The sequence below is a fragment of the Klebsiella sp. GN_Kp190 genome (genome assembly GCF_040061795.1).
Taxonomy (GTDB): Bacteria; Pseudomonadota; Gammaproteobacteria; order Enterobacterales; family Enterobacteriaceae; genus Klebsiella; species Klebsiella michiganensis.
Genome location: NZ_JBEAFN010000030.1, coordinates 39,051 through 56,111, shown reverse-complemented (window position 1 = coordinate 56,111; position 17,061 = coordinate 39,051). Strand labels below are relative to the sequence as shown.

The 17,061-nt window shown below is 50.3% G+C and carries 15 protein-coding genes; 7 read left to right on the top strand and 8 right to left on the bottom strand.

Annotated elements, in window-relative coordinates; all coding sequences use genetic code 11:
* Nucleotides 1-461: 461 nt before the first annotated feature.
* Nucleotides 462-1,466: an NAD-dependent epimerase gene (locus ABLU67_RS18865; RefSeq protein WP_042945661.1), complete on the bottom strand. Its 1,005-nt coding sequence runs from the start codon at nt 1,464-1,466 to the stop codon at nt 462-464.
* Between the two features lie 1,318 nt (nt 1,467-2,784).
* On the opposite strand from ABLU67_RS18865, the gene ABLU67_RS18860 reads away from it, so the two are divergent.
* The 7 genes from ABLU67_RS18860 (at nt 2,785) to ABLU67_RS18830 (ending at nt 10,858) form a co-directional block, all read left to right on the top strand.
* On the top strand, nt 2,785-3,552 hold the full coding sequence (locus ABLU67_RS18860; RefSeq protein ID WP_004138730.1) for an ABC transporter permease: 768 nt from the start codon (nt 2,785-2,787) through the stop codon (nt 3,550-3,552).
* The gene (locus tag ABLU67_RS18855) at nt 3,552-4,292 is read left to right on the top strand and encodes an ABC transporter ATP-binding protein (RefSeq protein ID WP_004852439.1); all 741 of its coding nucleotides are present in this window, start codon (nt 3,552-3,554) and stop codon (nt 4,290-4,292) included. Before ABLU67_RS18860 ends, ABLU67_RS18855 begins: the two co-directional genes overlap by 1 nt.
* 13 nt (nt 4,293-4,305) lie before the next feature.
* The gene (locus ABLU67_RS18850) at nt 4,306-6,198 is read left to right on the top strand and encodes a DUF4422 domain-containing protein (protein ID WP_032719826.1); all 1,893 of its coding nucleotides are present in this window, start codon (nt 4,306-4,308) and stop codon (nt 6,196-6,198) included.
* A gap of 18 nt (nt 6,199-6,216) precedes the next feature.
* Nucleotides 6,217-7,371, top strand: a complete 1,155-nt coding sequence (gene glf / locus ABLU67_RS18845; RefSeq protein ID WP_049104327.1) for a UDP-galactopyranose mutase — start codon at nt 6,217-6,219, stop codon at nt 7,369-7,371.
* Complete coding sequence (locus tag ABLU67_RS18840; protein ID WP_046877516.1) at nt 7,368-8,261, top strand: glycosyltransferase; 894 nt, start codon at nt 7,368-7,370, stop codon at nt 8,259-8,261. Before glf ends, ABLU67_RS18840 begins: the two co-directional genes overlap by 4 nt.
* The gene (locus tag ABLU67_RS18835; RefSeq protein ID WP_025107744.1) at nt 8,262-9,407 is read left to right on the top strand and encodes a glycosyltransferase family 4 protein; all 1,146 of its coding nucleotides are present in this window, start codon (nt 8,262-8,264) and stop codon (nt 9,405-9,407) included. It begins immediately after the preceding gene.
* 131 nt (nt 9,408-9,538) lie between these two features.
* A complete protein-coding gene (locus ABLU67_RS18830) occupies nt 9,539-10,858 on the top strand; it encodes a glycosyltransferase (RefSeq protein WP_049104328.1) in 1,320 nt (439 codons plus the stop codon).
* Between the two features lie 83 nt (nt 10,859-10,941).
* Here the strand turns inward: ABLU67_RS18830 and hisIE are convergent, their stop codons facing one another.
* From hisIE to hisD, 7 genes are read right to left on the bottom strand one after another with little or no spacing between them, the layout of a single operon-like run.
* Nucleotides 10,942-11,541 (bottom strand): bifunctional phosphoribosyl-AMP cyclohydrolase/phosphoribosyl-ATP diphosphatase HisIE, encoded by a 600-nt coding sequence (hisIE, locus tag ABLU67_RS18825; RefSeq protein WP_004122447.1) that lies wholly within the window; start codon nt 11,539-11,541, stop codon nt 10,942-10,944.
* Nucleotides 11,535-12,311 carry an imidazole glycerol phosphate synthase subunit HisF gene (gene hisF, locus ABLU67_RS18820; RefSeq protein WP_014230048.1) on the bottom strand — a complete coding sequence of 259 codons (777 nt, stop codon included), beginning with the start codon at nt 12,309-12,311 and terminating at the stop codon, nt 11,535-11,537. The genes hisIE and hisF overlap by 7 nt, the downstream gene beginning before the upstream one ends.
* On the bottom strand, nt 12,293-13,030 hold the full coding sequence (gene hisA / locus ABLU67_RS18815; RefSeq protein ID WP_148841927.1) for a 1-(5-phosphoribosyl)-5-[(5-phosphoribosylamino)methylideneamino]imidazole-4-carboxamide isomerase: 738 nt from the start codon (nt 13,028-13,030) through the stop codon (nt 12,293-12,295). Before hisA ends, hisF begins: the two co-directional genes overlap by 19 nt.
* Nucleotides 13,030-13,620, bottom strand: a complete 591-nt coding sequence (gene hisH / locus ABLU67_RS18810) for an imidazole glycerol phosphate synthase subunit HisH (RefSeq protein WP_014230046.1) — start codon at nt 13,618-13,620, stop codon at nt 13,030-13,032. Before hisH ends, hisA begins: the two co-directional genes overlap by 1 nt.
* The gene (gene hisB / locus ABLU67_RS18805) at nt 13,620-14,687 is read right to left on the bottom strand and encodes a bifunctional histidinol-phosphatase/imidazoleglycerol-phosphate dehydratase HisB (RefSeq protein ID WP_025107741.1); all 1,068 of its coding nucleotides are present in this window, start codon (nt 14,685-14,687) and stop codon (nt 13,620-13,622) included. The genes hisH and hisB overlap by 1 nt, the downstream gene beginning before the upstream one ends.
* On the bottom strand, nt 14,684-15,745 hold the full coding sequence (gene hisC, locus ABLU67_RS18800) for a histidinol-phosphate transaminase (protein ID WP_009654461.1): 1,062 nt from the start codon (nt 15,743-15,745) through the stop codon (nt 14,684-14,686). Before hisC ends, hisB begins: the two co-directional genes overlap by 4 nt.
* Complete coding sequence (gene hisD, locus ABLU67_RS18795) at nt 15,742-17,046, bottom strand: histidinol dehydrogenase (protein WP_032719822.1); 1,305 nt, start codon at nt 17,044-17,046, stop codon at nt 15,742-15,744. Before hisD ends, hisC begins: the two co-directional genes overlap by 4 nt.
* Nucleotides 17,047-17,061: the final 15 nt, after the last annotated feature.

Genomic DNA, 17,061 nt, shown 5'->3' with positions numbered 1-17,061 from the left:
GAATGAAAGGAATGTTATAAATCCATTTGCCTGCGAACTAATATCTCTGCAAAAGCATGCCTTTGCCTGCTTAACATAGCCTGAATTTAAGAAAATTCCTATATGGTATTTGTGGTTTTTTTTTGAGAAAAGTGGAAAAAACTTTTTCATTGCCGTTACGTTGAACAATAGCGCTGTGGCCGACTTTGCTGGCAGACTGATGAGCTGGGGATTGTTTGCTTTATAAGGTAATGCTCTTCAGTGAGGGTAATGGAAGTGGCTTAGATGAGAGTTTGTTGAAGGTTTTGTTTGCTTCGTGTTAAATCTGCGTTTATGTATTGTGTGGTTTTCAGCGGCAGGTCATGAATAAATGGCGTCTCTCAACTCGCAGCTGGATGGATAAGTTTATCCAATGACCATTTCCGATATAAAAAAGCCGCAGTAGCGTTCTGCTGCGGCTAAATCCACAATGCCTGATATGACTACGCCTTGTAATAGGCTTTATACCAGTCAACGAAGTTCTTCACCCCCTGGCTAACCGTCGTTTGTGGCCTGAATCCCACCGCATCATACAGCGGCCTGGTATCTGCGCTGGTTTCCAGCACATCGCCGGGCTGTATCGGCATCATATTTTTCTCCGCCACCATCCCCAGAGCCTCTTCCAGAGCAGTGATGTAATCCATGAGCTCAACCGGTGAGCTATTCCCGATGTTATACACCCGGTATGGCGCCGAGCTATCCGCTGGTGAACCCGTTTCAACGGTCCATTCCGGATTAGGCTGCGGGATAATGTCCTGCATCCTTACAACCGCCTCAACGATATCGTCAATGTAGGTGAAGTCGCGCTTCATCTTGCCGTAGTTGTAGACATCAATACTCTTACCTTCCAGCATGGCTTTCGTAAACTTGAACAGCGCCATATCCGGACGGCCCCACGGGCCGTAGACGGTGAAGAATCTCAGTCCGGTGGTTGGAATGCCATAAAGATGCGAGTAGGTATGCGCCATCAGTTCATTCGCTTTCTTGGTGGCGGCATACAGCGAAACCGGATGATCAACTGAATCCTCCGTAGAGAACGGCATTTTACGGTTCAGGCCATAGACCGAACTGGATGAGGCATAGAGCAAATGCTCAACGTTGTTGTGTCTGCAGCCTTCAAGAATGTTCAGATAACCAATCAGGTTAGCATCAGCGTAAGCGAACGGGTTTTCCAGGGAGTAGCGAACCCCTGCCTGCGCGGCGAGATGGATCACTCGGTTAAATTTCTCGTTAGCAAAAAGCCGGGCAATACCTTCACGATCCGCGAGATCGATTTTGTGAAAACTGAACAGTGGAGATTGCAGTAAATCCAGACGGGCCTGCTTAAGATTGACGTCATAATAGTCGTTCATGTTGTCGAGGCCGACAACCTCATGACCCGCCTCCAGAAGGCGCTTGCAGGTATGAAAGCCGATGAATCCTGCGGCTCCAGTTACTAAAAATTTCATATTCATCCTCTGGGGTGACTGTGTCCCGCTATCTATTCGTTGATTTTACACTGGCTTGCCGCGTGGATCACCTGCTTTACCGTTGCTGATTATGTTCATGTGTTCGCTGGGGAAGCGCTGGCGTCCGGATAGTACCGAGAATGTACTGGCGTTCTGTAGTTTGAATGAAATTCATTATCTGTGCTTTATGATTAGCAAGATAATGATTGCGTATGGTTTGATCGCGTACTCAGGATTCCCTGTTCTGCCAGAACGGTTTATGCCCCGGAGAATTAACGCAGATTAAAATTGATTTTATGTTTGAGTTTACAATTATTTCACATTGAAGGCGGCTTTTTAAGGTTTTCCTTTTTAAATCAAACGCTTATTTTCATTGCTGTATTTTGTTTAAATTATGTTTACCCCCTGAATCATTTGCAATATGAATTGATTGGCAACGTATTTTCATTTTTATTCCTATAGACCAGCGCTATAATGCTGCTGCTCATTTGCATGACCATTGTGTTGTCAGCTTAATCAGCTATCCTGTGCGCAGCATTAAATATGACACTAAACTGATTGTTGGCGTCATTTCAATCAATATTGGAGCACAGTTTGCGCTGATTCATCAGAAGATGAATGGGCAGATAACGGAGACAGAGCCCTGTAACGCATGAAAAACAGGCTTGTCGGAAGAGCGAATTGAGAAATTCCTGATGGATGAGGCGAAAACAAACAGCGAGAGTGTGCCCCTGCTTGAATCTTTATCGTTTTCAAGCGAGCAACACCCGGTGTCACGGGCGGCCACTTTTTCGACAGCCGCTGCCGGCGCCCGCTGTTTAACGTCAGGACGGCGTTGAGCCAGTGCGCTGTGGTTGTGATAACCGGCGCTGGAGGTTTTGACAGACAAGATAGATGAATCATTACGCAGTTTGGTTGCGACAGCCAAGGGCGGTAGCGTGATTTAAAGCTATCTCATAACATTAAAGGGAGGGGGTATCTGACTGTAAAATAGCAGTTTTTAATGTTTGCCATGAAACAGCACATTAACTGGTCATCTCCAGGTCAGCATCTCACTTGTCCCAGTTCGGTATGCAAGATCTACAATGGTCGGCTGCTGCCAATGCATTAAAGCGGAGACAAAACTCGGGAAAATCTTGCTTTAATCTATGTGCTTAGGTTTTCAGCTCGTATGCTCAAGTCACGGTATCTACCGGCAATCTATAAGTTCGGGCGTTAGAGCTATCGCAGCTGACGGGGGTTTAGTCAGCTACAATGCGAAATCTAAAGTGCATAACAAAATGCTTAAAATTTCGTAGAATAATTTATGAGTATAAAAATGAAGTATAATCTAGGGTATTTATTTGACCTGCTTGTTGTTATCACTAATAAAGATCTAAAGGTACGGTATAAAAGTAGCGTGTTTGGTTATTTATGGTCAATTGCCAATCCTTTGCTTTTTGCGATGATCTACTATTTTATTTTCAAACTGATCATGCGTGTTCAGATACCTAATTATACCCTTTTTCTAATAACGGGGCTGTTTCCCTGGCAGTGGTTTGCAAGCTCAGCAACAAATTCACTTTTTTCATTTATTGCTAATGCGCAAATTATTAAAAAAACTGTATTTCCGCGCTCAGTTATCCCGCTCAGTAATGTCATGATGGAAGGGTTACACTTCTTGTGTACCATTCCTGTCATCGTCGCTTTTCTTTTTGTATACGGTATGCGTCCTTCGCTTTCGTGGCTGTGGGGAATACCGCTCATTGCTATCGGGCAGGTGATATTCACCTTTGGCATATCCATAATCTTTTCAACGTTGAATCTATTTTTTAGAGATCTGGAAAGATTTGTGACTCTCGGTATTATGTTAATGTTCTACTGTACGCCTATTTTATACGCATCCGATATGATTCCGGCAAAATATAGCTGGGTTATTGACTATAACCCTCTGGCGAGTATGATTTTAAGCTGGCGCAACTTATTTATGGATGGGGTTTTAAACTATGAGCATATTTCAGTATTATATTTGACGGGTATAGTGCTGACGGTTATCGGTCTGAGTATTTTTAATAAATTAAAATATCGCTTTGCAGAGATCTTGTGATGGAACCAGTAATTGATTTTAATAATGTGACAAAAGAGTATCCACTTTACCATCATATTGGCTCAGGTATTAAAGATTTAATATTTCATCCCAAAAGAGCATTTCAATTACTGAAGGGCCGCAAATATCTTGCAATTCAGGATGTTTCTTTTACGGTCGGTAAAGGAGAGGCCGTTGCGCTCATCGGGCGAAATGGCGCAGGTAAAAGCACATCTTTGGGGCTGGTTGCCGGTGTGATAAAACCCACAAAAGGATCGGTCACCACGCGTGGGCGAGTCGCTTCAATGCTTGAGCTGGGCGGCGGCTTTCATCCAGAATTGACGGGGCGTGAGAACATTTTTCTTAATGCCACACTTCTTGGGTTACGCCGTAAAGAGGTGCAGCAGCGAATGGAGCGCATCATTGAATTTTCCGAATTAGGAGAATTTATCGATGAGCCGATCCGCGTCTATTCTAGCGGTATGCTAGCGAAACTTGGTTTTTCTGTTATCAGTCAAGTTGAGCCTGATATTTTGATTATCGATGAAGTGCTTGCCGTCGGCGATATTTCTTTTCAGGCCAAATGTATCAAGACGATTAAAGAGTTCAAAAATCGTGGCGTGACAATATTGTTTGTTAGCCACAACATGAGTGATGTGGAAAAGATATGCGATCGGGTTGTCTGGATCGAAAATCACCGTCTGCGGGAAATCGGTTCTGCTGAAAGAATCATCGAGCTTTATAAACAAGCAATGGCCTAAATCTGGTAATTAAATGAATAGTATTAAGATCTATACCTGTCATCATAAGCCGAGCGCATTCCTTAATGCATCGATTATCAAACCATTGCATGTAGGTAAAGCCAACTCCTATAATGATATCGGCTGTATTGGCGATGATACAGGTGATAATATTTCGTTTAAAAACCCTTTTTACTGTGAGTTAACAGCACATTATTGGGTTTGGAAAAATGAATCTCTTTCTGATTATGTCGGCTTTATGCATTATCGCCGACATCTGAACTTTTCCTCAGAGCAGAGCTTTCCCGAAGATAATTGGGGCGTCGTTAATTCACCCGTTATTGATGCAGAGTATGAAAAGCAGTTTGGTTTAACCGACACGGCAATCCAGGATTGTATTTCAGGGTTTGACCTGCTGTTACCAAAGAAGTGGTCTGTGACCTCTGCCGGCAGTAAAAATAACCTCGATCATTATGAGAAAGGTGAGTTTTTACATATAAAGGACTATCTGGCTGCCCTGGAGGTTGTCGAAGAGCTTTATCCGGATTATAAAGCGGCTATTCAGCAGTTTAACAATGCCACAGATGGCTATTACACGAACATGTTTGTGATGCACAAAGATATGTTCGTGGATTATTCAGAATGGCTCTTCGCGATTTTGACTAATCTTGAAAGCCGCATCTCTATGAATAATTATAACGCGCAAGAAAAGCGTGTTATTGGACATATTGCTGAGCGTCTTTTTAACATTTATATTATTAAGCAGCAGCAAGACCGGGCCCTGAAAGTTAAAGAACTTCAGCGTACTTTCGTGACGAATGAGACATTCAACGGCAAGCTGGAACCGGTTTTTCCTCACGCTGCGCCGATAGTCATCAGTTTTGATGACAACTATGCCATCAGCGGTGGAGCCTTAATCAACTCCATTGTTCGTCATTCTGATAAAAACACCCATTATGATATTGTTGTGCTGGAAAATAAGGTGAGTAACCTTAACAAGCAGCGCTTACTAAAACTGGTCTCGGCCCATACAAACTTTTCACTTCGATTTTTTGATGTGAATGCCTTTACTGAATTGAATGGCGTACATACCCGCGCGCACTTTAGCGCATCAACCTATGCTCGCTTGTTTATTCCGCAGCTTTTCCGTGAATATGAGAAGGTCATTTTTATCGATTCCGATACTGTGGTGAAGGCCGATCTTGCGACTTTGCTTAATGTCGACCTCGGCACAAACCTTGTTGCCGCCGTTAAAGATATCGTGATGGAAGGCTTCGTCAAGTTTGGTGCGATGTCGGAGTCGGCAGATGGCGTGATGCCCGCCGGCGAGTATCTGCAAAAAACGCTTAAAATGACCAATCCGGATGAGTATTTCCAGGCGGGAATTATCGTTTTTAACGTTGCCCAGATGGTGCAGGAAGATACCTTCTCAGCGCTGATTAAGACGCTCAAAGAGAAGAAGTACTGGTTCCTCGACCAGGACATCATGAACAAAGTCTTCTATGGCCGGGTTGAGTTTTTACCGCTGGAGTGGAATGTCTATCACGGTAATGGCAATACGGATGACTTTTTCCCCAATCTCCAGTTCGCAACATATATGCGCTTTTTAAAAGCCAGAAAGAACCCGAATATGATTCACTATGCCGGGGAGAATAAACCGTGGAATACGGACAAGGTTGACTTTTATGACGATTTCCTGGAAAACGTCATCAATACGCCATGGGAAAAAGAGACCTATTTCCGTCAGTTATCTCCGGTAAATTCATCAAGTCCTGCGCAAACTGCAGGGCAAACGCCAGTTCTGCTTCAGACTAAGATCAAAAAAGCGTTGATGCCTTTCCTCAATAAATATGCTCCTGTCGGTTCACCGAGGCGAAACACGATAACAAAATACTACTATAAAGTTAGACGCTCAATTCTTGGTTAAGGCTGCTGGAGTTATATTATGAACAGTAAAAATATTCTTATCGTCGGAGCGGGTTTTTCCGGCGTGGTTATCGCACGCCAGCTCGCTGAACAAGGTCATCACATCAGAATTATTGACCAGCGTGACCACATAGGCGGTAACTCCTATGATGCGCGCGATCCGCAAACTGACGTTATGGTTCACGTTTATGGCCCGCATATCTTTCACACCGATAATGAAACTGTGTGGAACTATGTGACTCAGCACACTGAGATGATGCCGTATGTGAACCGTGTCAAAGCAACGGTTAATGGCCAGGTGTTCTCTCTGCCGATCAACCTGCATACCATCAACCAGTTTTTTGCGAAGACCTGTTCGCCAGATGAGGCCCGGGCGCTTATTGCCGAAAAAGGGGACAGTTCGATCCTGGAACCGAAGACCTTTGAAGAACAGGCTCTGCGTTTTATCGGCAAAGAGCTCTATGAGGCGTTCTTCAAGGGCTATACCATCAAGCAGTGGGGCATGGAGCCTTCGCAGCTTCCTGCGTCGATTCTTAAGCGTCTGCCGGTTCGTTTTAACTACGATGATAATTACTTTAACCACAGGTTTCAGGGCATGCCGAAACTGGGTTATACGAAAATGATTGAGTCAATCGCCAATCATGAAAATATTACCATCGAACTTCAGCAATCGTTTAACGCTGAAGAGAGAGAACAGTACGATCACGTGTTCTATAGCGGGCCGCTGGATGCTTTTTATTCCTATCAATATGGTCGCCTGGGCTATCGTACTCTGGATTTTGAAAAATTCACCTGGCAGGGCGATTATCAGGGCTGCGCGGTAATGAATTACTGCTCGCTGGATGTTCCTTATACCCGTATCACTGAACATAAGTACTTTTCGCCATGGGAATCCCATGAGGGATCGGTCTGTTACAAGGAATACAGCCGCGAATGTGGTGAAAAGGATATCCCTTATTATCCGATTCGTCAGATGGGGGAGATGGCTTTACTCGATAAATATTTGTCCCTCGCGGAAAATGAAAAGAATATGACGTTTGTTGGCCGCCTTGGAACCTATCGATATCTGGATATGGATGTCACTATCGCTGAAGCATTAAATACAGCCGATAAGTACTTGTCCTCCCTTAGCAGTAATGAGTCTATGCCAGTATTTACGGTTTCTGTGCGATGAATTGCTCCGCATTAATAGTCACGTATAATCGTTTAGAGAAGTTAAAGCTGACTATTGCCAACACGGTGAAATTAAATTTTACAGCGATCGTTGTTGTCAATAACGGGTCCACGGATGGAACCCAGGCCTGGTTAGCCACCCTTAGCGACCCGCGAGTGATTGTTCTTAATCTGCCATCCAACAGCGGTGGCGCGGGTGGCTTTAAGGCCGGGAGTCAATATTTATGCGACAACGTCGATAGCGACTGGGTTTTCTTTTACGATGATGACGCCTGGCCCGAGAGCGATGCGCTGGAAAAATTTGCCCAGCTAGAAAAGGCTAACTGTCGGGTGTTCACCGCTTTGGTCAAGGATCTTCAGGGGCAACCCTGTCCGATGAACATGCCTTTTGCCAAAGTTCCGTCGTCGTTTATGGACACATTACGCTACATCAGAAATCCTGCGGAGTTTCTTCCGTCGGTTTCCCGGGCGTGTGCGGTACAGACGGTTTCCTTTGTCGGTATGATTATTCAGCGAGATGTGCTGCAAAAGCGTCTCCACAGTATTCACGACGAATTATTTTTATATTTTGACGATCTCTATTTTGGCTATCAGCTGACATTAGATGGCGAAGCTATTCGCTATTCTCCCGAGGTCATCTTTACCCACGATGTGAGTATCCAGGGGAAATGTATTGTTCCCGAATGGAAGGTTTATTATCTTTGTCGAAATCTTATTTTGGCGAAGAGAATTTTTCCGCGAGTTGCCATTTTTAGCCGTCTCTCAATCCTTTTACGGTTGATTAAATATGTATCAATATTGCCATGGCAACGCAATAAATTGTTATATTTTAAATACTTGCGTCGTGGAATTATCCATGGTGTAAAAGGAATCAGCGGTAAGAATCATTAAGTGGATATAGCAATGAAAAAACTGTGTTATTTCATAAACTCGGATTGGTATTTTGATTTGCACTGGATTGATCGTGCGATCGCCGCCCGAGATGCTGGTTATGAGATTCACATCATCAGTCATTTTGTCGACGGTAAAGTGCTGAATAAATTTAAAACATTCGGTTTTAAGTGTCATAATGTCCCACTTGATGCTCAATCATTTAATGCATTAACTTTCTTTCGGGCCTTTTTTGCCTCCCGAAAGCTCATTAAAGAAATTAATCCCGACCTTTTACACTGTATCACTATTAAACCCTGTCTGATCGGTGGGCTCCTGTCCAGGACAAACAACCGTCCCGTCATCGTGAGTTTTGTTGGTCTGGGTCGTGTATTTTCAGGTGATACGGGTTTGCTTAAGCTATTGCGCAATATCACCATCATGGCCTACAAATATATTGCCAGTAATAAGCGCAGTATATTTATGTTTGAGCACGATAAAGATCGTAAAAAACTGGCGGGTTTTGTCGGGATTGACTATCAGCAGACTATTGTCATCGATGGCGCGGGTATCAATCCGGAGATCTATAAATATTCTCTGGAGCAGGAGCGTGACGTTCCGGTTGTGCTGTTTGCCAGCAGAATGCTCTGGAGTAAAGGGCTCGGGGATTTAATTGAAGCCAAGAAAATCCTCGAAGCAAGAAATATTCATTTTACGCTAAACGTCGCCGGGATACTCGTTGAAAACGATAAGGATGCTATATCCCTTGCGGTGATCCAGCAATGGCATAAAGAAGGCCTGATTAACTGGTTGGGTCACAGCTCTAACGTTTGCGACTTGATCGAGGAGTCGAACATTGTGGCATTACCTTCGATCTATTCCGAAGGCGTGCCGCGTATACTGCTTGAGGCTTCCTCGGTTGGCCGGGCCTGCATTGCCTACGATGTTGGCGGCTGCGATAGCCTGATCATTAATAACGATAACGGCATTATCGTGAAAAGTAACTCTCCGCAGGAGCTGGCCGATAAGCTTGAATTCTTGTTAGCCAATCCCAAAGCACGAGTAGAGATGGGTATTAAAGGACGGCAACGCGTTCAGGATAAGTTTTCTAGCGGTATGATCATTAGCAAGACCTTAAAGACTTATCATGATGTGGTTCAGGGATGATGTAACGCAAGAGATTACAGCTTCATGTAAATCAAACACCTCCGAAGCGGTTGCATTTTAAGCTATGTAACTGCTCAGCAAACGCATGATGAGTTAAATGATTGCGTGCCACTTATTTTGAAGGTGATTGAATGTCTGATGAATCAAGTAACGTTATTGTATCCGTTATTATCCCTGTCCATAACGCCGCGGAGTATATTGCTGAGACGCTTACTACGGTGTTAGCCCAGTCTTTAAAAGAGATTGAGATTATCCTTGTTAACGATAGCTCAACGGATAATACTCTGGATATTGTCACTAAAATAGCCAGTGAAGATTCGCGAGTCCGGGTTATCACCAACCCGAGCAACGTTGGTGGCGGCGAATCGCGAAATATCGGCCTACGTGTAGCGACCGGCGAATACATCATTTTCCTCGACGATGACGATTACGCCGATAAAGAGATGTTAAAGAGAATGTCCGACCGGGCTACGGCCCTGCAAACGGATGTTGTTATCTGCCGGTGCCAGTCAGTCGATCTGCAAACCAATACCCGTTCTCCCATGCCTTTGTCGGCGCGTGAGGATTTACTGCCTGAAAAAGAGGTCTTCTCTTCACGGGAAATTGCTGACGATTTTTTCAGAGCCTTTATATGGTGGCCATGGGATAAGCTCTTCAGACGCGAGGCTATCCTGGCAATGGGCCTGGAGTTTCAACCGCTGAGAACCACAAACGACCTGTACTTTGTGAGTTGTTTCATGCTGTTAGCAAATCGCATCTCTCTGGTTGATGAGATCTTAATCTCTCATACTATCCACCGCGCTGAGTCGCTTTCCTCCACCAGAGAAAATTCGTGGCACTGCGCGCTGCAGGCATTAACTTCGCTACGTTTGTTTATGCAAGATCGTGATTTACTGGCGTCCAGAAGTCGTGATTTTAATAATTACGCCGTTGTTTTTCTTGAGTGGCATCTCAATACGATTTCTGGTGGTACGTTTAACCCGTTGTTTAACCAAGTAAAGTCGTTCATCTTATCTTTAGAAATCGACTGTGATGACTTTTATGATGACTTTATCAAAGCTGCGTATGGCCGGATCGTTAATCAGACAGCGGAAGAGTATATTTTTTCTCTGAAAGACAGAGCGTTACGCGAGCTTGAACATGCACAAATGATGAACTCAACGCTGCAGGAAGAAATGACTTCTCTTAAACAGTCGACGGTATCTCAGCGAAGTGAAATTGATGTTCTGAAGGCGCAGGTTAGCGATAAAACCACCATTATCCACGAGCTTGAACAGCGGAATGCGGGTTTAGAGGACGAGTATCAAACTCAGCAACAGAAATTGCTCAGCATTGAAAATGCGTACCATGAGCTGACTCAGCGCTATACAGATTTGGTTTCATCTTTATCATGGAAAATGACGAAACCATTGAGGCTAGTTAAAGAAATAACCGCACGAAAAAAGTCATGACGATGATAAACAGGTGATATCAACCAGCGCGCTGGCGAAGTTGATATTGCAAGGGAGGCGTCATGCCGCCTCCCTTTGATGACTTACTTATGCCTGCTCCGCAGGTTTTCCACCACATCCGTCAAATTCAGCCCCTGATCCTGCAGCAGCACCAGCAGGTGATACATCAAATCCGACGCTTCATTCTTCAGTTCGAACTGGTCATGCACCGTCGCGGCCAGCGCGGTCTCCACGCCTTCTTCCCCCACCTTCTGCGCAATACGTTTGGTGCCGCTGGCGTACAGCTTCGCGGTATAGGAGCTCTCCGGATCGGCGTGTTTGCGTTCCGCCAGCAGCTGCTCCAGCTGATATAAGAACAGCCACTGATGGCCGGTTTCGCCAAAGCAGCTTGAGGTGCCTTTATGGCAGGTTGGGCCAATCGGATTAACCAGCGCCAGCAGGGTATCGTTATCGCAATCCGGGGTGATGCTCACCACGTTGAGGAAATTGCCCGAGGTTTCCCCCTTGGTCCACAGACGCTGCTTTGTCCGGGAGTAGAAGGTCACTTTGCCGGTCTCTTCGGTTTTCGCCAGCGCATCCTGATTCATATAGCCCAGCATCAGCACTTCACCAGAAACGGCGTGCTGCACGATGACCGGCATCAGACCGTCGGTTTTTTGCCAATCCAGCTGTTCACTTAACATACCCTAATCTCCACGCCCTGTGCTGCCAGGTACGTTTTCAGTTCACCAATATTAATAATTTGCTTGTGGAACACCGAGGCGGCCAGCGCGCCGTCGACGTTAGCGTCGCGGAAGGCTTCCAGGAAGTGCTCCATGGTGCCCGCGCCGCCGGATGCAATCAGCGGCACGTGGCACACGGCGCGGACCTTGCTTAACTGCGCCAGATCGTAGCCGTTACGCACGCCGTCCTGGTTCATCATATTGAGGACGATCTCGCCGGCCCCGCGCTTTTGTACTTCCTGCACCCAGTCCAGGGTTTCCCACTGCGTCACCCGCGTCCGGCTCTCATCGCCGGTATACTGGTTGACGTGATACTTACCGCTCGCGGCGTCAAACCAGGTATCGATGCCCACCACAATACACTGCACGCCGAAACGGTCGGCCAGGCGGGTAATCAGCGTCGGATCCGCCAGGGCAGGGGAGTTGATGGAGATTTTATCCGCGCCGAAGGAGAGAATTTGCGCCGCATCGTCCAGCGACTTAATGCCGCCGGCGACGCAGAACGGAATGTCGATCACTTCCGCGACCCGCGATACCCAGCTTTTGTCCACCACGCGGCCGTCGCTGGAGGCGGTGATATCGTAGAACACCAGCTCATCCGCGCCTTCGTCGGCATAGCGTTTTGCCAGCGGGACGATATCACCGATGATTTCGTGATTACGGAACTGCACGCCTTTCACTACCTGGCCGTCGCGAACGTCGAGACAGGGGATTATCCGTTTTGCCAGCATTGAATGGCCTCCGTTACGTTAAATTTACCTTCCAGCAGCGCCCGGCCGACAATCACCCCGCGCACTCCGGTTCCGCGCAGCGCGGCGATATCATGCAGATCGCCAATGCCGCCGGAAGACTGAAACGCGACCTGCGGATAGCGGGCGCAGACTTCTTCATACAGCGAGACGTTAGACCCGGCCAGCGTCCCGTCGCGGGAAATATCGGTACACAGCACGTGCTGCAGGCCGACGGACTGATAGCTCTCCACCAGCTCCTCCAGGGTTACGCCGGAGTTCTCCTGCCAGCCGCTGACCGCCACCTGCTTGTTGCCTTGCGCATCGATCCGCACGTCAAGCGCCAGCACCAGATGCTGTGGGCCAAAACGCGTAAACCAGCCTTTCACCACTTCCGGCGACTTCACCGCCGTCGAACCCACAACCACGCGCGCCACGCCTGCATCAAGCAGGGCGGCCACGTCTTCTTCCGTCCGCACGCCGCCGCCAACCTGCACCGGCACGTCCACGCCGGCAACCAGCGTTTTCAGCAGCGGGATCTGGCGCTTCGCCGGATCTTTCGCCCCGGTCAGGTCGACCAGGTGCAGCACTTCGGCCCCCTGGGCGGCATAGGATTGCAGGCGCGGCAGCGGGTCGTTGCCGTAGTCGCGCTGCTGAGCGTAATCGCCCTGATGGAGACGGACGACCGTGCCGTCAATTAAATCTAAAGCAGGAATGATCATCACATCTCCAGGAAGTTTTTCAGCAGCTGCGCCCCGGCGCTGCCGGAGCGTTCAGGGTGGAACTGGACGCCAAAGAAGTTATCTTTCTGCACCGCCGCGGTGAAGGCCTCGCCGTAGCTGCACTGGGCGATGGTATTGACGTTGACCGGCATCGCGTAGCTGTGGACGAAGTAAAAATACGCCCCGTCTTCAATGCCGCGAAACAGACGATCGCCCGCTTTGGCATATACCCGGTTCCAGCCCATATGCGGTAGCGGCAGGCCGTGGTCGGTCATTTTCGGCACGTCCTGGTCGATAATGCCCAGCAGGTCAACGCCGTTATTCTCCTCGCTGCGTTTTCCCAGCAGCTGCATGCCGAGGCAAATGCCCAGCACCGGCTGGGTACAGGCTTTAATCAGCTCGATCAAATCGCGCTCGCGCAGCTGGTCCATCGCCGCCTGAGCCGTGCCCACCCCCGGCAGAAACAGTTTATCGGCGCGCAGCACCACATCCGGGTCGCGGCTGACCTGCGGCTCGTAGCCGTGGCGGCTCACCGCGGATTTCACCGAATTGAGGTTGGCGCAGCCGGTATCGAGGATCACCACGTTCATCAGAGTACCCCTTTCGAAGACGGCAGCGTGTCGCCCTGGACGCGAATCGCCTGGCGTAGCGTGCGGCCGAAGGCCTTAAACAGGCTCTCTACGCGGTGGTGGTCGTTTTTGCCCTTGGTTTTCAGGTGCAGAGTGACCGCCATGGTATAGGAGAGCGAGCGGAAGAAGTGTTCCACCATCTCGGTGCTCAGATCGCCAACGCGCTGATAGGTAAAGTCGGCTTTGTATTCGAGGTGCGGACGGCCGGAGATATCCAGCGCGCAGCGGGCCAGGCATTCGTCCATCGGCAGCACAAAGCCGAAACGGCCGATACCGCGTTTGTCGCCTAGGGCCAGCTTCAGCGCTTCGCCCAGCGCGAGCCCGGTATCTTCCACGGTGTGGTGATCGTCGATATAAAGATCGCCGCCGACGTTAATCTCCAGGCGGAAGCCGCCGTGGGTGGCGATTTGGTCAAGCATATGATCGAAGAAGCCGACGCCGGTGGAGATTTTGCTGCCGCCTTCGCGGTCCAGCCACACTTTCACATCCACCTGGGTCTCTTTGGTGATGCGCTCAACGTGGGCGTAACGGTCGCGGCGGGTTAGCTGTTCGCAAATGGTTGGCCAGTCCAGCTTTTCGCGGTCATAGCGCAGGCCGGTAATGCCCATGTTATCCGCCAGCTGGATATCGGTCGCGCGGTCGCCAATCACGTAGCTGTTGGCGGTGTCCATCACCCCTTGCTCCAGCCACGGCAGCACCAGTTTGGTTTTCGGCTTGCGGCAGTCGCAGTTATCCGCCGGGAGATGCGGACAAATCAGCACCTCGTCAAAGTTGACGCCCTGCGAGGCGAAAATCTGCATCATCAGGTTGTGCGGGCCGTCGAACTCGTCCTGCGGCAGGCTGGCGGTTCCCAGCCCGTCCTGATTGGTGATCATCACCAGCCTGTACCCTTCCTGCTGCAGCTTCAGCAGGGCCGGGATCACCTGCGGCTCGAACGCCAGCTTATCGAAGCGGTCTACCTGAAAATCAACCGGTGGCTCGGAAATCAGCGTACCGTCACGGTCAATAAAGAGAAACTTCTGGGTCATACATTCTCCGCAGTCAAAGCGTCAATGACGCGCTGGCTCTCTGCACGGGTACCGATAGTGATACGCAAACAGCCGCTTAATGAAGGTTGTTTATTCTGGTCACGTAAGATAATGCCCTGATCCCACAAAGATTTAAATACCGCGCTAGAGGCGGTGATCCGCGCCAGAACGTAGTTGCTCTCGGAATCGAACACCTCTTCAACGCAGGCAATGCTGCGCAGCTGGCTGACCAGATAATCGCGTTCGGCGAGGATCTGCGCCACGCGTGCCCGCATGGCGGCAATGCCTTCCGCGCTGAGCGCCTGGGCGGCGATGTCGGCGACCGGCGTCGAGAGCGGATAAGGTGCGATAACCTTCATCAGCACGTTAATCACCTCGGCGTTGGCGAGGGTAAAGCCGCAGCGCAGTCCGGCCAGGGCGAAGGCCTTGGAGAGGGTACGCAGAATCACCAGGTGCGGATACTCGTTGAGCCAGGTTGCCAGCGTGGCCTGCGGGCAGAACTCAATATAGGCTTCATCCGCGACCACGATGGCTTTACCGCGCGCCATCTCCAGCAGGGTGCGAAAATCTTTCGGGTTGATAATCTGCCCGGTCGGGTTATTCGGGCTGCAGACGAACACCACTTTCACGCCGTCAAGATTGGCCGCGATGCCCGGCAGATCCAGCTGCCAGTCGGCGAGGGTGGGCACCGTACGGCAGGTCACGCCGATGGTTTCGGCGCTGACGCTGTACATGCCGTAGGTCGGCGGGCAGTAGAGCACTGCGTCCTGCCCCGGCTCGCAGAAGGCGCGGATCAGCAGTTCAATGCCTTCATCGGCGCCGCGGCTGACCAACACCTGCTCCGGCTTGACGCCCGCATACTGCGCGTAGCGTTCAATGACCGCTTTCGGCTGCGGTTCCGGATAGCGGTTCATCGTCTGCTCGGTCAGCTGAAACGCGACCGCGGTCGGGAATTCGTTGGCGTTCAGCCAGACGTCGCCTTTACCGCCCAGACGGCGAGCAGATTGATACGGCGTCAGCGCGCGGACGTTGGCGCGGGCTAAATCTTCGATGCTCATGCTTGCTCCTTAAGGGCTGCGACGCGCAGCGTAACGGCGTTTTTGTGGGCGTCCAGACGCTCGGCGGCGGCCAGAATCTCAATTGTTGAGGCGAGGGCGGCAAACCCGTCGCGCGACAGCTCCTGCACGGTCATGCGTTTCTGAAAATCCGCCAGGCCGAGGCTGGAGCAGGTGGCGGTGTAGCCGTAGGTCGGCAGCACGTGGTTGGTGCCGGAGGCGTAATCGCCGGCGGACTCCGGCGACCAGTCGCCGAGGAATACCGAACCGGCGCTGGTAATGCCGTCGACCAGTTCGCGGGCGTTGCGGGTCTGAATAATCAGGTGCTCCGGACCGTACTGGTTGGAAATCTCCACGCACTGGGCGATATCGCGAGCCACGATGATGCGGCTGGCGGAGAGCGCCCCGCGGGCCGTTTCCGCACGGGACAGCGCGGCCAGCTGGCGCTCAACGGCTTGCGCGACGCGGGTGGCCATCTCGCTATCCGGCGTCAGCAGGATCACCTGCGAATCCGGGCCGTGCTCCGCCTGGGAAAGCAGGTCAGAGGCGACGAAATCCGGAGTGGCGCCGCTGTCGGCGATCACCAGCACTTCCGACGGCCCGGCGGGCATATCGATAGCCGCGCCGTCAAGACGCTGGCTGACCTGGCGCTTGGCTTCGGTCACGAAGGCGTTGCCCGGGCCAAAGATTTTATCGACCTTCGCTACCGATTCGGTGCCGAACGCCAGGGCGGCAATCGCCTGCGCGCCGCCGACGTTAAAGATATTGCGCACGCCGCACAGCTGGGCGGCATAGAGGATTTCATCGGCAATCGGCGGCGGCGAGCATAGCACCACCTGCTGGCAGCCCGCGATGCGCGCCGGCGTGGCGAGCATCAGCACCGTGGAGAACAGCGGCGCCGAGCCGCCGGGAATATATAAGCCGACGGAGGCGATAGGGCGGGTCACCTGCTGGCAGCGTACGCCCGGCAGGGTTTCCACATCGACGGCCTGCAGCCGCTGCGCGTTGTGGAAGGTTTCGATATTTTTGACCGCCACGGCCATCGCCTGCTTGAGCTCGTCGCTCAGGCGCGCGCCGGCGGCGGCAATCTCTTCGTCGCTGACCTTCAGCGCCTTGACGTCGGTTTTATCGAACTTCGCGCCGTATTCGCGCAGGGCCGCATCGCCGTTGTCTTTAACGTTATTCAGGATCTCCGACACCGTCTTGCTGATGCTCTCGGAGGCGGAAATGGCCGGGCGCGTTAAGAGCTGTTGCTGTTGTTCTGCGCTACAGCCGTTCCAGTCGATAATTGTGTTGAAGCTCATGGTTGTTTCCCCTGT

Excerpts from the sequence above, each read along its gene's own strand:
- hisB (WP_025107741.1), bottom strand. The coding sequence starts at position 14,687 with ATGACCCAGAAGTTTCTCTTTATTGACCGTGACGGTACGCTGATTTCC.
- hisH (WP_014230046.1), bottom strand. The coding sequence starts at position 13,620 with ATGAACGTGGTGATCCTCGATACCGGCTGCGCCAACCTCAATTCGGTG.
- ABLU67_RS18855 (WP_004852439.1), top strand. The coding sequence starts at position 3,552 with ATGGAACCAGTAATTGATTTTAATAATGTGACAAAAGAGTATCCACTT.
- ABLU67_RS18830 (WP_049104328.1), top strand. The coding sequence starts at position 9,539 with ATGTCTGATGAATCAAGTAACGTTATTGTATCCGTTATTATCCCTGTC.
- hisC (WP_009654461.1), bottom strand. The coding sequence starts at position 15,745 with ATGAGCATCGAAGATTTAGCCCGCGCCAACGTCCGCGCGCTGACGCCG.
- ABLU67_RS18860 (WP_004138730.1), top strand. The coding sequence starts at position 2,785 with ATGAAGTATAATCTAGGGTATTTATTTGACCTGCTTGTTGTTATCACT.
- hisD (WP_032719822.1), bottom strand. The coding sequence starts at position 17,046 with ATGAGCTTCAACACAATTATCGACTGGAACGGCTGTAGCGCAGAACAA.
- hisA (WP_148841927.1), bottom strand. The coding sequence starts at position 13,030 with ATGATCATTCCTGCTTTAGATTTAATTGACGGCACGGTCGTCCGTCTC.
- hisIE (WP_004122447.1), bottom strand. The coding sequence starts at position 11,541 with ATGTTAAGTGAACAGCTGGATTGGCAAAAAACCGACGGTCTGATGCCG.
- glf (WP_049104327.1), top strand. The coding sequence starts at position 6,217 with ATGAACAGTAAAAATATTCTTATCGTCGGAGCGGGTTTTTCCGGCGTG.
- ABLU67_RS18865 (WP_042945661.1), bottom strand. The coding sequence starts at position 1,466 with ATGAAATTTTTAGTAACTGGAGCCGCAGGATTCATCGGCTTTCATACC.
- ABLU67_RS18850 (WP_032719826.1), top strand. The coding sequence starts at position 4,306 with ATGAATAGTATTAAGATCTATACCTGTCATCATAAGCCGAGCGCATTC.
- ABLU67_RS18840 (WP_046877516.1), top strand. The coding sequence starts at position 7,368 with ATGAATTGCTCCGCATTAATAGTCACGTATAATCGTTTAGAGAAGTTA.
- hisF (WP_014230048.1), bottom strand. The coding sequence starts at position 12,311 with ATGCTGGCAAAACGGATAATCCCCTGTCTCGACGTTCGCGACGGCCAG.